This is a genomic window from Corynebacterium sp. ES2730-CONJ (assembly GCF_024834055.1).
Taxonomy (GTDB): Bacteria; Actinomycetota; Actinomycetes; order Mycobacteriales; family Mycobacteriaceae; genus Corynebacterium.
This window is the reverse complement of record NZ_JANUXZ010000002.1, coordinates 286,096-301,592: the sequence shown is the minus strand read 5'-3', so window position 1 is coordinate 301,592 and position 15,497 is coordinate 286,096. Positions and strand designations below refer to the sequence as shown.

Below are 15,497 nucleotides of genomic sequence, written 5' to 3'. Positions count from 1 at the left end.
GTGTTATAGGATGGTGCACATGCTTCCAAAGTCACGAATCTTTAGTGTTCTGCTGCTCGGCTTAGGCTGTGCGCTGCTTGTCGGCGGATTACTCCAAGCCCAACTAGGACGCTTTGACGCCAGGCTGCCCCTTGATCCCACCCGCTATACCTGGACCCTGGTGGATCCTGAGGCAACCATTTCTGATCTCACCCTGGAAGCAACCGAGAAAGCGTCCGTGACAAAACAGGTAGAAGCAAGTCTGATTCGTCCCAGCGACGAAGATACGGCCACCATTAGGCTCGCCACCTCAGTGCGGCGCACTGGGCTGGACGATCTAGAGGGCCTGCATACCGCAGCAGTCTCCACCTATACCTTCGACCGTATAACGGGTGAGATTCTGAGCCCTATCCGTGTGATTGATCAATTAGCGGGAATCCCTCGAGATACCGATACTGACGGTGTGTGGTGGAAATTCCCTACAGCAGCTGAGAAAACAAGCTATATGGTCTTTGATGAGACTCTGGCTACTAGCTACCCTGCCGTCTATGAGTCTGAGGTAGAGGAGGATGGGCGCACCATGATGGCCTACCGCCAGATCATTGACCCGGAGAAGGTCAATGCGGAGCGCTCTGGTTTGCTCACCACCTTAGAGATTGATGGTCAGCCGGCTTATCTCGAGCACGCAGCCGAGCGGGTATTCTATGTTGATCGCGAGAGCGGGGTTGTGGTTGATCTCGAGGAGCAGATCACCGATATATACCGCTACGCAGATGGTGAGCAAGCAGGGATTCTTCTTGATTTTAATGGGCGCATGACTGAGCAGAATCGAGAGGACCTTCGCGCGGCTGCGTCGGAGATTTCCCGCCGCGATTTTTGGAGGACTTTTAGCTATATTCTTGCAGCTCTCGGTGCCCTCTCGATTATTGCCGGTGGTATTGGGTCTTTCCGCCGCGGGCGCGGCTAAGTTGCTTTTAGCGCTAGGAATTCTCTACAGTGTGGTTTTGTTGCCCATAAACTCTGTTCATGGGCTTTACATGGTGTCCTCGGTGCTCTATACTTGACCTTTGCCCTAGGACACTTGTTCCTTTTTTACAGACCTTAGCTGGTCGGCTTTTTGAAAAAGCTGGATAGTTGAGGTCTTTCGGTGTTAGCACCAGCAGGTTTCTTATGGCATTACCGAAATTGCTCAAATACTAGCGGTTTGTGGTGGCCAATATTGCGGGGCCGCCATCCGCGTGAGGTGCTGGAAGGACCCATCTTGGCAAGCCCCCGCCCACTCAACTCAACTATACCAGGGGCTCCCGAACGTAAATCGTTCGCGAAAATTAATGAACCTATTGAAGTCCCTGGTCTTCTTGATATCCAACTGGAATCGTTCTCTTGGCTGATCGGCGCGTCTGATTGGCGCGAACGACGTCAAGCTGAATTAGGCGAAGGGGTCCCAGTGACCTCTGGCCTGGAGGATATCCTCGCAGAGCTGAGCCCGATTCAAGATTATTCCGGCAATATGTCTCTCTCCCTCTCTTCACCACGCTTTGAAGAGATGAAGAATACTATTGACGAATCCAAAGATAAAGATATTAACTACTCGGCGCCGCTCTATGTCACCGCCGAGTTTATTAACAACGAAACCGGCGAGATTAAATCCCAGACCGTCTTCATCTGTGACTTCCCGATGATGACCGAAAAAGGTACCTTCATCGTCAACGGCACTGAGCGTGTCGTGGTCTCACAGTTGGTGCGTTCCCCTGGTGTTTATTTCGATCAAACCATCGATAAATCCACCGAGCGTTCGCTGCACTCAGTGAAGGTGATCCCTTCTCGCGGTGCATGGCTAGAATTCGATGTGGATAAGCGCGACACGGTCGGTGTGCGTATTGATCGCAAGCGTCGTCAGCCCGTCACCGTCCTTCTGAAGGCACTAGGCTGGACCACCGAGCAGATCCAAGAGCGCTTTGGCTTCTCTGAAGTGATGATGTCCACGCTGGAATCTGATGGTGTCTCCAATACTGATGAGGCATTGCTGGAGATTTACCGCAAGCAGCGCCCCGGTGAGCAGCCTACGCGTGATCTCGCGCAGTCGCTGCTTGATAATTCGTTCTTCCGCGCCAAGCGCTATGACCTCGCAAAGGTGGGCCGCTATAAGGTCAACCGCAAGCTGGGCTTAGGCGGCGACAACGAGGGTTTGATGACCCTCACCGAGCAGGATATCGCGACCGCAATTGAGTACCTCGTGCGCCTGCATGCCGGTGAAACCTCGATGACCAGCCCCACGGGTGAGGTCATCCCGGTAGAAACCGATGATATTGACCATTTCGGTAACCGTCGCCTGCGTACCGTCGGTGAGCTCATTCAAAACCAGGTGCGTGTGGGTCTGTCCCGCATGGAGCGCGTGGTTCGTGAGCGCATGACCACCCAGGATGCGGAGTCAATCACCCCGACCTCCCTGATTAACGTGCGCCCGGTATCTGCCGCGATCCGCGAATTCTTCGGAACCTCGCAGCTCTCGCAGTTTATGGATCTGAATAACTCTCTCTCAGGGCTCACCCACAAGCGCCGTCTCTCGGCGCTGGGACCAGGTGGTCTTTCGCGTGAGCGCGCCGGCATTGAAGTCCGTGACGTCCACGCCTCTCACTATGGCCGTATGTGCCCCATCGAGACCCCCGAAGGCCCGAATATTGGTCTGATCGGCTCCTTGGCTTCCTACGCCCGCGTGAATGCCTTCGGCTTCATCGAGACTCCATATCGTAAGGTCGTTGACGGAGTTGTCACCGATCACGTGGATTATCTCACTGCGGATGAAGAAGATCGCTACGTGGTGGCTCAGGCTAATACCGAATATGACGAGAATGGTGTCATTACCGAAGAGCGCGTGACGGTTCGCCTGAAGAAGGGCGATATCCAGGTGGTATCCGGCAAGGATATTGACTATATGGACGTCTCCCCACGCCAGATGGTCTCAGTGGCTACCGCCATGATTCCATTCCTTGAGCACGACGATGCTAACCGTGCTCTGATGGGCGCGAATATGCAGCGCCAGGCTGTGCCACTCGTGCGCTCTGAGGCGCCGTATGTTGGTACCGGTATGGAGCTGCGCGCCGCCTATGATGCCGGCGATCTGGTGATCAATAAGGCCACCGGCTATGTGGAGAATATGAGCGCTGACTTCATCACCGTGATGTCAGATGATGGCACGCGCGAGACCTACCTGCTGCGCAAATTCGAGCGCACCAACCAGGGAACGTCCTATAACCAGAAGCCGCTCGTTGATATCGGAGACCGTGTAGAAAAGGGCCAGGTTCTCGCTGATGGTCCTGGTACCCATAACGGTGAGATGGCCTTGGGTCGGAACTTGCTGGTGGCATTTATGCCATGGGAAGGCCACAACTACGAGGACGCTATTATTCTCAACCAGCGCTTAGTGGAGGAGGATATTCTTACCTCTATCCATATCGAGGAGCACGAGATCGATGCTCGCGATACCAAGCTTGGGCCTGAGGAAATCACCCGCGAGATCCCGAATGTCTCCGAGGACGTGCTCAAGGATCTCGACGAGCGCGGCATTGTGCGCATCGGTGCCGATGTTCGCGACGGCGATATCTTAGTGGGTAAGGTCACCCCGAAGGGTGAGACCGAGCTGACTCCGGAAGAGCGCCTGTTGCGTGCCATCTTCGGCGAGAAGGCCCGTGAGGTTCGTGATACCTCCATGAAGGTGCCACACGGTGAGACCGGTAAGGTTATCGGCGTGCGTCGCTTCTCCCGCGAGGATGATGACGATCTCTCGCCAGGCGTCAACGAGATGATTCGCGTTTATGTTGCCCAAAAGCGCAAGATTCAAGACGGTGATAAGCTCGCCGGCCGCCACGGCAATAAGGGCGTGGTGGGTAAGATCCTGCCGCAGGAGGATATGCCTTTCCTCCCTGATGGAACCCCAGTGGATATTATCCTCAATACCCACGGTGTGCCGCGTCGTATGAATATTGGCCAGGTGCTCGAAGTTCACCTCGGCTGGCTGGCTGCTGCTGGTTGGTCGATTGATCCGGAGGTGTTGGAAAACGCCCAGCTTATGGAGAGCCTGCCGGAAGATCTCTACGATGTAGAGCCCGGTACGCTGACGGCAACACCAGTATTCGACGGTGCCACCAATGAGGAAATCGCTGGTCTGCTGCGCAATTCTCGCCCCAACCGCGACGGCGATGTCATGGTTAATGGCGAGGGCAAGGCCACCCTCTTTGATGGTCGTTCTGGTGAACCATTCCCGTACCCCGTGGCCGTGGGCTATATGTATATCCTCAAGCTCCACCACCTGGTGGACGAGAAGATCCACGCTCGCTCTACTGGTCCTTACTCCATGATTACGCAGCAGCCACTGGGCGGTAAGGCTCAGTTCGGTGGCCAGCGCTTTGGTGAGATGGAAGTGTGGGCGATGCAGGCCTATGGCGCCGCCTATACCCTGCAAGAGCTCTTGACCATCAAGTCTGATGACGTGGTGGGTCGTGTGAAGGTCTACGAAGCCATTGTGAAGGGCGAGAATATCCCAGATCCGGGTATCCCCGAATCCTTCAAGGTGCTGCTCAAGGAATTGCAGTCACTCTGCCTCAACGTTGAAGTCCTCTCCGCCGACGGCACTCCGATGGAACTGTCCGGCTCCGATGAGGATGACTTCGATCAGGCGGGTGCCTCGATGGGCATTAACCTCTCTCGCGATGAGCGTTCCGACGCCGATAGCGCCTAAGAATGCTAGGTCTGCCACCACTAAGATGCACCAAAAAAGGTGTGCATGTGTAGGGGTGGCGGGCGGACCGAATCACCACCACAAGAAAAAAACTTTTTAAGAAAGGGAGTTACGTGTACGACGTCAACTTCTTCGAGGAGCTCCGCATCGGCCTAGCCACCGCCGACGATATTCGTCGCTGGTCAAAAGGTGAGGTCAAGAAGCCCGAAACCATCAACTACCGTACCCTCAAGCCCGAGAAGGACGGCCTGTTCTGCGAGCGCATCTTCGGCCCCACCAGGGACTGGGAATGTGCCTGCGGTAAATATAAGCGAGTGCGCTACAAGGGCATTATCTGTGAACGCTGCGGCGTTGAAGTGACCAAATCCAAGGTACGCCGTGAGCGCATGGGCCATATTGAGCTCGCTGCTCCCGTCACCCACATTTGGTATTTCAAGGGTGTGCCCTCTAGGTTGGGTTACCTGCTAGATCTTGCACCTAAGGATCTCGAGCGCATTATCTACTTCGCCGCCAATATCATCACCAGCGTTGATGATGAGGCTCGCCATTCGGATCAGTCCACTCTGGAAGCTGAAATGCTGCTGGAGAAGAAAGACCGTGAGGCAGAAGCCGAGTCGGAGATCTCCGAGCGCGCCCAGAAGCTCGAGGAGGACCTCGCAGAACTAGAGGCCGCTGGCGCTAAGGCAGATGCGCGTCGGAAAGTGCAAAACGCGGCGGAAAAGGAAATGCAGCATATCCGCGAGCGAGCACAGCGCGATATCGATTTCCTGGACGAGATCTGGCAAACCTTTGTCAAGCTCGCCCCGAAGCAAATGATTATCGATGACAAGATCTACGAAGAGCTTGTTGATCGCTACGAGGATTATTTCACCGGCGGTATGGGTGCAGAGGCAATCCAAACCCTGATCCGCAATTTCGACCTCGATGCCGAGGCCGAGAAGCTGCGCGAAATTATCAATAATGGCAAGGGCCAAAAGAAGATGCGCGCGCTCAAGCGTTTGAAGGTCGTGGCGGCTTTCCAGCGCTCCGGCAATGATCCTGCGGGCATGGTGCTCGACTGCATTCCGGTGATCCCCCCAGAGTTGCGCCCCATGGTGCAGCTCGACGGTGGTCGCTTTGCTACCAGCGATCTCAATGATCTCTACCGCCGCGTGATCAACCGCAATAATCGCCTCAAGCGCATGATCGATCTGGGTGCGCCTGAGATCATCGTGAATAACGAGAAGCGTATGTTGCAGGAGTCCGTGGATGCGCTCTTTGACAATGGTCGTCGCGGTCGCCCAGTGACTGGTCCTGGTACCCGTCCGCTGAAATCGCTTTCTGATCTGCTCAAGGGTAAGCAAGGTCGCTTCCGCCAGAACTTGCTGGGTAAGCGCGTGGATTACTCCGGTCGTTCCGTGATTATTGTTGGTCCGCAGTTGAAGCTGCACGAGTGTGGTCTGCCGAAGCTGATGGCTCTCGAGCTCTTCAAGCCTTTTGTGATGAAGCGCCTGGTGGAGCACGATTATGCGCAGAATATTAAATCAGCCAAGCGCATGGTGGAACGCCAGCGTCCAGAGGTGTGGGATGTGCTGGAAGAAGCCATTGCGCAGCACCCTGTGATGCTCAACCGCGCACCGACGCTGCACCGATTGGGTATTCAGGCTTTCGAGCCCAAGCTCATTGAGGGTAAAGCTATTCAGCTCCACCCTCTTGCCTGTGAAGCTTTTAACGCTGACTTCGATGGTGACCAGATGGCTGTGCACCTGCCGCTATCGGCAGAGGCACAGGCTGAAGCCCGCGTGCTCATGCTCGCCTCTAATAATATTTTGTCCCCAGCATCCGGTAAGCCTCTGGCTATGCCACGTCTGGATATGGTCACAGGTCTCTACTACCTCACCATGGACAAGACGGAGGAAGAATTCGGTGGCCAGGGCGCCTATAAGCCAGCAACCGCCGAAGGTCCGGCAACGGGCGTGTACTCGAGCGTGGCCGAGGCCATTATGGCCTATGACCGCAAGGAATTGGGTATGCAGGCCAAGATTAAGGTCCGCATCTCTCACCTGCGTCCGCCAGCAGATATTGAAGCAGAGCAGTTCGCCGACGGGTGGGAGAAGGGCCAAACCTGGCTCGCCGATACCACCTTGGGCCGTATCTACTTCAATGAGCTTTTGCCCTGGAACTATCCCTACCTTGAAGGTGTGATGGTTCGTAAGGGTGGCGGCACTGACAAGATCATGCTCGGTGATGTGATTAATGATCTCGCCGCTAAGTACCCCATGATCACCGTGGCTCAAACCATGGACAAGATGAAGGATGCTGGCTTCTACTGGGCTACCCGTTCCGGTGTCACCATCTCCATGGCTGACGTGCTCGTGCTCGACGATAAGGATGAGCGTCTCGATAAATACGAGGCCGAAGCCCATAAGATCGAGCGCAAGTACTGGGAGCAAGGTGCTCTGACGGAGCGCGAGCGCTATGACCGGTTGGTGGAGCTGTGGAAGAATGCCACCGATGAGATCGGTAAGGCTGTCGAGGATCTCTATCCTGATGACAACCCGATTCCAATGATCGTGAAGTCGGGTGCTGCTGGTAATATGCGTCAGATTTGGACGCTGGCCGGCATGAAGGGCATGGTTGTGAACTCGCGCGGTGAATATATCACCCGCCCGATTAAGACCTCCTTCCGTGAAGGCCTGTCCGTGCTGGAGTACTTCAACAACTCCCACGGTTCTCGTAAGGGTCTTGCCGATACCGCTTTGCGTACCGCTGACTCCGGCTACCTCACCCGTCGTCTGGTCGACGTTGCACAGGATGTTATTGTGCGCGAGGACGACTGCGAGACCCGCCTGGGTATCAAGGTTCCTGTTGCCGTGGCTCAAAAGGACGCCGAGGGCACCGTTATTGGTTATGGCGCCCATAGCTTGGTAGAGACCTCCGTCCTGGGCCGCGCGTTAGCAACTGCGGTGAAGAAGGACGATGAGGTTCTCGCTGAGGCTGGCGAGTACTTAAGCGATGCGCTGGTATCCAAGCTGGTGCTCGCTGGTGTCGAAGAGATTAAGGTACGCTCCGTGCTCACCTGCCAGACGGCAACAGGTGTATGCGCTAAGTGCTACGGCATCTCCATGGCATCTGGCAAGCAGGTGGATATCGGCGAGGCCGTTGGTATTGTGGCTGCCCAGTCCATTGGTGAGCCTGGTACCCAGCTGACCATGCGTACCTTCCACCAAGGTGGCGTCGGCGGCGATATTACCGGTGGTCTGCCTCGTGTACAGGAGCTCTTTGAGGCTCGTGTGCCAAAGAACCGGGCACCGATTGCCGCTGCTGCTGGCACCATTCATCTCGAGGATGAGGGTAATTTCTATACGCTTACCATCACTCCTGATGATGGCTCCGATGACATCGTCTACGAGAAGCTCTCGAAGCGTCAGGGTCTTGCTAATACCAAGGCTCCTATGAGCTCCAACCCAGGTGCATTCCTCGAGCGCACGCTTGTCGACGGCGACCACGTTGAGGTGGGCGACCGCCTGCTGCGCGGCCCCGCCGATCCGCACGATGTGCTCGAGATCCTCGGCCGCCGCGGAGTGGAACAGCACCTCGTCGACGAGGTCCAGGCCGTTTACCGCGCTCAGGGTGTGGCGATCCACGATAAGCATATCGAGATCATTATCCGCCAGATGCTGCGTCGCGGTACCGTCATTGAATCCGGTTCCACCGAATTCCTGCCAGGTACCTTGGTTGATTTGGCTGAGGCTAAGGCCGCAAATGCTGAGGCATTGGCCGTTGGTGGCCAACCAGCTGAGCTGCGCAGCGAGATCATGGGTATTACCAAGGCTTCCTTGGCTACCGAGTCGTGGCTATCGGCTGCGTCCTTCCAGGAGACCACCCGTGTGCTCACGGACGCCGCTATTAATAAGCGTTCCGATAAGCTCATTGGTCTCAAGGAGAACGTGATCATCGGTAAGCTGATCCCTGCTGGTACGGGTATTTCGCGCTACCGCAATATTGCGGTCAAGCCCACTGAGGCTGCCCGCAATGCGGCGTACTCGATTCCTACCTATGGTGATTCGATCTACGGTGACGACTCCTACGGTGATTTCACCGGAGCATCGGTGCCCCTCGATGAAGCCTTCGATATGTAGGTAATTTACCGCTAAAAAAGCACTGCTTTCTCTGTAAGGAGGGAGCAGTGCTTTTTTGCGCTGTAGGCGAAAGATTCTTAGTGAAGAACAAACGGTGAGCCGTCGGCGGCGCGAGCATGCTGGATCACCAACTCGTGGCCATAACCCTCGACCTTTTCTGCGAGGGTACTAAGGTGGTGCTCGAGTGGGCTATCGGCGAAGATGGTGGTGCGTACCTGCATATCCACGCCGGCCTCGTCGAATAAGTGCATACTCTCCCAGCATCGATTGCCAATATGGGCGGGGCGTTGGATGACATATTCCATATCATCGGGCAGCGCTTTAATATCCAATCCCACCCAATCTGGAGTGGAATCCGGGGATTGCAGAAGGCGCCTAATAGCGGCGGGGGAGTAGCCACAGGTATGCAGCCCCACGGCAAAACCCTCCTGGTGGGCTTTCGCGATGGCTGGGCCCAGGCCTGAGGATAAGGTGGGCTCTCCGCCGGAAATCACGATACCGTCGAGTAAGGCGCGGCGAGTGGCTGCCTGGTCGAGGGCGGTATCGAAACTTAGTGCGCCACGTGTCAGCGGCTGCAGATTAGGGTTATGGCAGTAGACGCAGCGTAGTGGACACCCTTGGGTGAACACGGTGAGCGTGATATTTCCGGGCCAATCGGTGGCGGAAAACGGGATAATTCCCGCCACCGGAAGGCTTTTAGACGAGGGCTTCGTTAAAGTACTGGCGCTCATGGAACTCGCCCTTCTTACCAATATTGAAGCTGGCCATGGGGCGGAAATAACCCATAACGCGCGTCCACATCTCGGTGTCCTTCTCACACCGCGGGCAGTGTGGGTGCTCGCCCGAGATATAGCCGTGATCCGGGCAGATACTAAAGGTTGGGGTGACCGTGATATAGGGGAGTCGGTAGTTCTCCAGTGCGCGCCTGACCATCTTGGCGCAGGCCTCGCCGTCGCTCATCGCGGCCCCCATATACAGGTGCAAAACTGTACCACCGGTATACCGCGTTTGGAGCTCATCTTGGTGCTCGAGGGCGATGAAGGGGTCAGGAGTATGTGCCACTGGTAGCTGCGAGGAATTGGTGTAATAAGGCTCCTCGGCGCTGCCGGCGTGGAGGATATCGGGATAGCGCTTGATATCTTCCTTGGCTAGTCGGTAGGTGGCACCCTCAGCAGGGGTGGCCTCGAGATTATAGAGGTGGCCAGTGTCTTCCTGGGCTTGGGTAAGCCGGCCGTTGATATGGTCTAAGATCTCGATGACGAACTGCTTGCCCTCAGGGTCGGTGATATCGAGGATATCGTCACTATAATTGCGCACCAGCTCATTGAGCCCGTTCACGCCAATGGTGGTGAAGTGATTATCCAAGCTGGGCAGCCAGCGCTTGGTATAGGGGTAAAGCCCAGCATCTAGCATCTTGGCGACAAATGCGCGACGCTTTTCCAGGGTGTCTACGCTGAGATCAATGAGGGCATCGAGGGCATCAAAGAGCTCGTGGCGCTGTCCTTTAAAGAGATATCCCAAGCGGGCGCAGTTGAGGGTAACCACGCCGATGGAGCCGGTGAGTTCGGCGGAACCGAAGAGACCGTTGCCGCGTTTGAGAAGCTCGCGCAGATCCAGTTGGAGGCGGCAGCACATGGAGCGAATATCGCCGGGGTTGAGATCGGAATTGATGAAATTTTGGAAATAGGGCAGCCCATACCGGGCCGTCATGGTGAATAATTCCTTGGTCAGCGGTGCTTCCCAGTCGAAATCTTCCGCAATATTATAGGTGGGTATGGGGAAGGTAAAAGGCCGCCCGTCAGCGTCGCCTTCGGTCATCACCGCAATAAAAGCACGGTTGATCATATCGCGCTCGGCGTCGAGATCACCATAGGTGAACTCACACGGCTCGCCGCCGATAAAGGGCACCTGATCCTTGAGGTCATGAGGGCAGGTGAGGTCGAAGGTGAGATTAGTAAATGGAGTTTGGGTGCCCCAGCGGGAGGGGACGTTGAGGTTGAAGATGAATTCCTGCATGAGCTGTTCAACCTGGTCATAGCTGAGGTTATCGCGGCGGATATACGGAGCCATATAGGTATCAAAAGATGAGAAGGCTTGGGCGCCAGCCCATTCATTTTGCAAGGTACCAAGGAAATTCACCACTTGGCCGAGCGCTGCGGATAGGTGCTTAGGAGGGCGCGAAGCAATAGCACCGGTAACCCCACCAAAACCCTCAGCTAGCAGGTTGCGCAGTGACCATCCAGCGCAGTAACCAGAGAGCATATCGAGATCGTGGATATGAATGGCGCCTTCGCGGTGCGCGGTGGCAGCGGCGGGGGAGAAGATATCGTCGAGCCAATAATTGGCTACAGTTTTGCCGGCGGTATTGAGGATCATGCCGCCGAGGGAGTAGTCCTGGTTGGCGTTGGCGTTGACGCGCCAGTCGGTGCGGTTGAGGTATTCAGTGAGCATGGTTTCAGAATGTAGCCCACTGCCGACCCGCTACGCCACCATATATGGGAGCGTGTCGCTTTGCAATCCCTACATATTGTGGTTTGACCCCTTGGCTTTCGGGGTTTCACGAGGAGTGTGCCCCCTAGATATAGGATTAGTGGGATTAATTACATTTATGTAATTATCTTAATAATGGGCGAATCTCGCGCCTCCATCATCGTAAGCGGATTCTCCGTGGACCGTATCCGCGCCACTGTGTTCGGTCTCCGGGTCCAGGCGTAAGCCAATGGTGTGCTTGATGCCCAAACCAATAATGAGTGTCCATACGCCTGCGTAAACCATGGCGAAAAGTGCCACAAGAATCTGAATAATCACCAGCTCAATGGAGCGATCGGCGCTTAAGAATCCCACGGCTATCGTGCCCCAGAGGCCAGCAACGAGGTGGACTGCGACAACATCGAGGGAATCGTCGATACGCAAACGGTATTTCATGCGGATCACGCTCGAGGACAACACTCCCGCGCTCAGACCTAAGAAGATTGAGGTCAGAGGGGTTAAGGCGCCTGCCGCGGGAGTAATGGCGACGAGTCCCGCAACAAGGCCCGATGCCATGCCTAAGGTGGTGGCATAACCGTCGCGGAAGCGCTCGATCGCAAGCCAGCCGAGGCCTCCAGCGGCTGCGGCCACGGTGGTATTAAGCCATGCGAGGGCGGCCAGTCCTGAGGCAGATAGCGCGGAGCCGGCATTAAATCCACACCACCCGAACCACAAAAGACCGGTACCTAACATGACCATGGGGAGGTTATGGGGGCGGTGAGTGAGCTTGGTGAAGCTGCGTCTCGGGCCAATGAGTAAGGCCAAGACGAGCGCTGCGGTGCCAGCGGAGATATGGACGACCGTGCCTCCAGCGAAGTCGATGGGCTGGATGATCGCCTCACCGTTGTGGGTGCCAAAAAGGAATGCGGAGAGACTGTGGGTGGAGTGGCTCAAAAATCCGTGACCCCAGACCATATGGGCGAGAGGATAGTAGACCGCTGTGACCCAGAGGGGGATGAAGGCAAGCCAGGCGGGAAAACGGGTGCGCTCGGCGATAGAGCCGGCGATAATTGCGCAGGCAATGACGGCGAAGGTGAGCTGGAAGATGACATCAAAAATGATGGGGTAGCCCTCGGCTGTGGGGGTATGAACGCTGCTGAGATAATCCACGGGGTGGAAGGGATTGGCCACAAACCCGAGGATGGAGATTTCGCCGTAGGCCATGCTGAAGCCGTAGAGGACGTGAATGATGGGCACGATGGCAAGAGCTGCGAAGCACATCATCAGCATATTAAGGACCGCTTTGCCGCGGGACATGCCGCCGTAGAAGAGGGCGAGGGCGGGGGTCATAAGGAGGACGAGGGAGGAGGAGACCAAAAGCCATGCCCCTGTTGCTGTTGAATCCATAAGGGGTCCTTGATCAGCTAGTGGAGAAATTCTATAGGTCAATAGAATTTTATCTATAGAACTATAGAAAACTAGCGGGGATAAGTCAAAACCCACACAGGTATCAGCAGATCTGCAGGAGACGAAGATAACTCTCCCAATATTTGAGTGGCGTGGGTTAAATAGATAGATTGGACTATAGCGCGCCGGCCTGATAAGCAGGCATGAGCGGCGTAGCTGGAAGCTTTTTTCACTCGGATCGTTCGGCACGTACCTGCCGATGAAAGGACGCCACCCATGGCATCAGTAACCTTCGATAAGGCCACCCTGGTCTATCCAGGCGCGAAAGCGCCAACCGTTAATAAATTCGACCTCGAAATCGCCGACGGCGAATTCCTCGTCCTCGTCGGCCCCTCCGGTTGCGGTAAATCCACCACCCTGCGCATGCTTGCCGGCCTCGAAGATGTCACCGACGGCCGCATCCTCATTGGCGACCGCGACGTGACCACCGCCGCCCCCAAAGAGCGCGATATCGCCATGGTCTTCCAGAACTACGCCCTCTACCCACATATGACCGTGCGTGAAAATATGGGCTTCGCCCTCAAGATCGCGGGCATGGACAAAGCCGAAATTGATCAGCGCGTCAACGAAGCCGCCGCCACCCTCGACCTCACCGAATACCTCGACCGCAAGCCAAAGGCCCTCTCCGGTGGTCAGCGTCAGCGTGTGGCCATGGGACGCGCCATTGTGCGTAAGCCCCAGGTCTTCCTCATGGACGAGCCACTGTCGAACCTCGACGCCAAACTGCGTGTGCAAACCCGTACCCAGATTGCCTCCCTGCAGCGCAAACTTGGTGTGACCACGCTATACGTCACCCACGACCAGACCGAGGCCCTCACCATGGGTGACCGCATTGCCGTTCTCAACGGCGGCTTCCTCCAGCAGGTCGGCAGCCCCCGCGAACTCTACGACACCCCAGCAAATGTCTTCGTCGCCGGCTTCATTGGATCCCCAGCGATGAATATTCTCGATTGCTCCCTCGAGGGCAACGTGGCCACCATCGGCAATGCACGTATCCCAATTACCGATATCACCCGCGCCGCCATCACCCCTGAGGACCAGGGTCGTATCACCATTGGCTTCCGCCCCGAGGCCCTCGAGCTTGTCGACGCCTCCGGCGACACCATCCCAGTCACCCTCGACTTCGTTGAGGAACTAGGATCCGATTCCTTCCTTTACGGTCATATCGAGGGCACCGACAATAAGCAGCTCGTTATCCGCGCAGCTCCTAATATCGCACCTCCACGCGGCACCACCATTCACGTGCGCGTGACCCCTGAGGGACAGCACAATTTCTCCGCGTCGACAGGCACTCGCCTGCCCGCGTAACCTAGACAGACCCTCACCTTTAGCCCGTACTCCCCACGCCTGGTGGGGGGTGCGGGCGCTATCACTGTTATACACAGGAAGAATCCGGATATGACCAGCCATATGCACATCGACGGCTCCGCCTACTCCGCGAGCCTCTTGCCCCTGCCCTGGAGCACCCCGCTCGAAGAATGGGGCGACGACGTTGTCGTGACCCTACCCCGCGGCATTTCCCGCCACGTGGTACGCTTCGTTCACCTCGGCGACGCCACTGGAACCGATTACGCCACCCAAGCCCTCTCAGGGGGTATCATCGCCGCCATTAAAGAAATCGGACGCCGCACCGCGCACCACGAATACGCCATGCTGCGCGAATTGCGCCGCGTCAAAGCGCCCGCAGTCACCCCCATCGCCGTCATCACAGGGCGACGTGATGAAAACGGCGAGAAACTCACCGCAGCCTTGGTCACAGAACACCTCCGCTTTTCTCTCCCGTACCGCGAAATCTTCTCCCAAACCCTCGAGCCCGCGGTGGCCGATAAGCTCATCCGCGCCCTCGCAATCCTTTTGGTACGCCTACACCTGTTGAATTTCTACTGGGGCGATGTGTCTTTGTCGAATACCCTATTTAGGCGCGATGCAGAGACCTTCTCCGCCTACCTGGTCGACGCCGAAACGGGAGAATTCCAGCCCAAACTGTCAACCAACCGCCGCCTGCATGATCTCGAGGTGGCCCGGGTGAATGTGATCGGCGAACTCATGGACCTCGCCTCAGGGGGTACGCTCGACGAGCAAATCGACCCCATCGCCCTGGGTAATTCCATCGAAACCTATTACCTCGATCTCTGGTCCCAACTCACCGAGGAAATCGAAGTACCCGCCAGCGAGTACTGGCGCGTAAAAGAACGTGTAGAAAAACTCGCCGAAATGGGCTTCGATATCGAAGAATTTCAAATCTCCGGGTCGAGTGGCACGATCACAGCACGGCCGAAAAGCGTGGACGCCGGCCACCACTCCAACCAACTCATCAGCCTTTTGGGTCTTGAGGTTGAAGAGCAGCAGGCTCGCCGATTGCTCTCTGAGATTCGTCGTTACGCGCCCGGGCAACCCATCGAACAAGCGGCGCGCTCATGGTACAGCGAAGAATATTTGCCCACCATTCACGCTATGCCCCCTGAGCTCACCGATAAGCTCGAGCCGGCACAGATTTTCCATGAAATCCTCGATCACCGCTACTTCTTAAGCCAGGAACAAGCGCGCTTTATCCCCATGGACGAGGCCGCTCACTCCTACTACGACAAGGTGCTACCAGGCCACCGTGATGAGAAGATGCTGATCGATTTACCGCAGAAAGCCAGTATGGATATCACTCACCTCGACTCCGATAGCTAGCCACGAAGCAAATTGTTATAGTGATCCAGGAACAATACAAGGAG

8 protein-coding genes are annotated in these 15,497 nt (G+C 56.3%); 5 read left to right on the top strand and 3 right to left on the bottom strand.

All coding sequences use genetic code 11. The features are described 5' to 3' along the window. Positions 1 to 19 precede the first annotated feature (19 nt). The 3 genes from NXS13_RS03580 (at position 20) to NXS13_RS03570 (ending at position 8,838) form a co-directional block, all read left to right on the top strand. Positions 20 to 946: a DUF3068 domain-containing protein gene (locus tag NXS13_RS03580; RefSeq protein WP_259289375.1), complete on the top strand. Its 927-nt coding sequence runs from the start codon at positions 20 to 22 to the stop codon at positions 944 to 946. Between the two features lie 276 nt (positions 947 to 1,222). Next, positions 1,223 to 4,717, top strand: a complete 3,495-nt coding sequence (locus NXS13_RS03575; protein WP_259158171.1) for a DNA-directed RNA polymerase subunit beta — start codon at positions 1,223 to 1,225, stop codon at positions 4,715 to 4,717. A gap of 113 nt (positions 4,718 to 4,830) precedes the next feature. Next, positions 4,831 to 8,838: a DNA-directed RNA polymerase subunit beta' gene (locus NXS13_RS03570; RefSeq protein WP_259157973.1), complete on the top strand. Its 4,008-nt coding sequence runs from the start codon at positions 4,831 to 4,833 to the stop codon at positions 8,836 to 8,838. Positions 8,839 to 8,915: 77 nt separating this feature from the next. Here NXS13_RS03570 and NXS13_RS03565 read toward each other — a convergent pair whose 3' ends face one another. The 3 genes from NXS13_RS03565 to NXS13_RS03555 form a co-directional block, all read right to left on the bottom strand. Next, entirely contained in the window at positions 8,916 to 9,569 is a 654-nt protein-coding gene (locus NXS13_RS03565) for an anaerobic ribonucleoside-triphosphate reductase activating protein (RefSeq protein WP_259289374.1), read from the bottom strand. Beyond that, positions 9,535 to 11,289 (bottom strand): ribonucleoside triphosphate reductase, encoded by a 1,755-nt coding sequence (locus tag NXS13_RS03560; RefSeq protein ID WP_259289373.1) that lies wholly within the window; start codon positions 11,287 to 11,289, stop codon positions 9,535 to 9,537. The genes NXS13_RS03565 and NXS13_RS03560 overlap by 35 nt, the downstream gene beginning before the upstream one ends. 168 nt (positions 11,290 to 11,457) lie before the next feature. Then, entirely contained in the window at positions 11,458 to 12,714 is a 1,257-nt protein-coding gene (locus NXS13_RS03555) for an ammonium transporter (protein ID WP_259289372.1), read from the bottom strand. Between the two features lie 276 nt (positions 12,715 to 12,990). On the opposite strand from NXS13_RS03555, the gene NXS13_RS03550 reads away from it, so the two are divergent. Continuing rightward, entirely contained in the window at positions 12,991 to 14,082 is a 1,092-nt protein-coding gene (locus NXS13_RS03550) for an ABC transporter ATP-binding protein (protein ID WP_259077484.1), read from the top strand. Positions 14,083 to 14,172: 90 nt separating this feature from the next. Continuing rightward, positions 14,173 to 15,453 (top strand): DUF4032 domain-containing protein, encoded by a 1,281-nt coding sequence (locus NXS13_RS03545; RefSeq protein ID WP_259077483.1) that lies wholly within the window; start codon positions 14,173 to 14,175, stop codon positions 15,451 to 15,453. Positions 15,454 to 15,497: the final 44 nt, after the last annotated feature.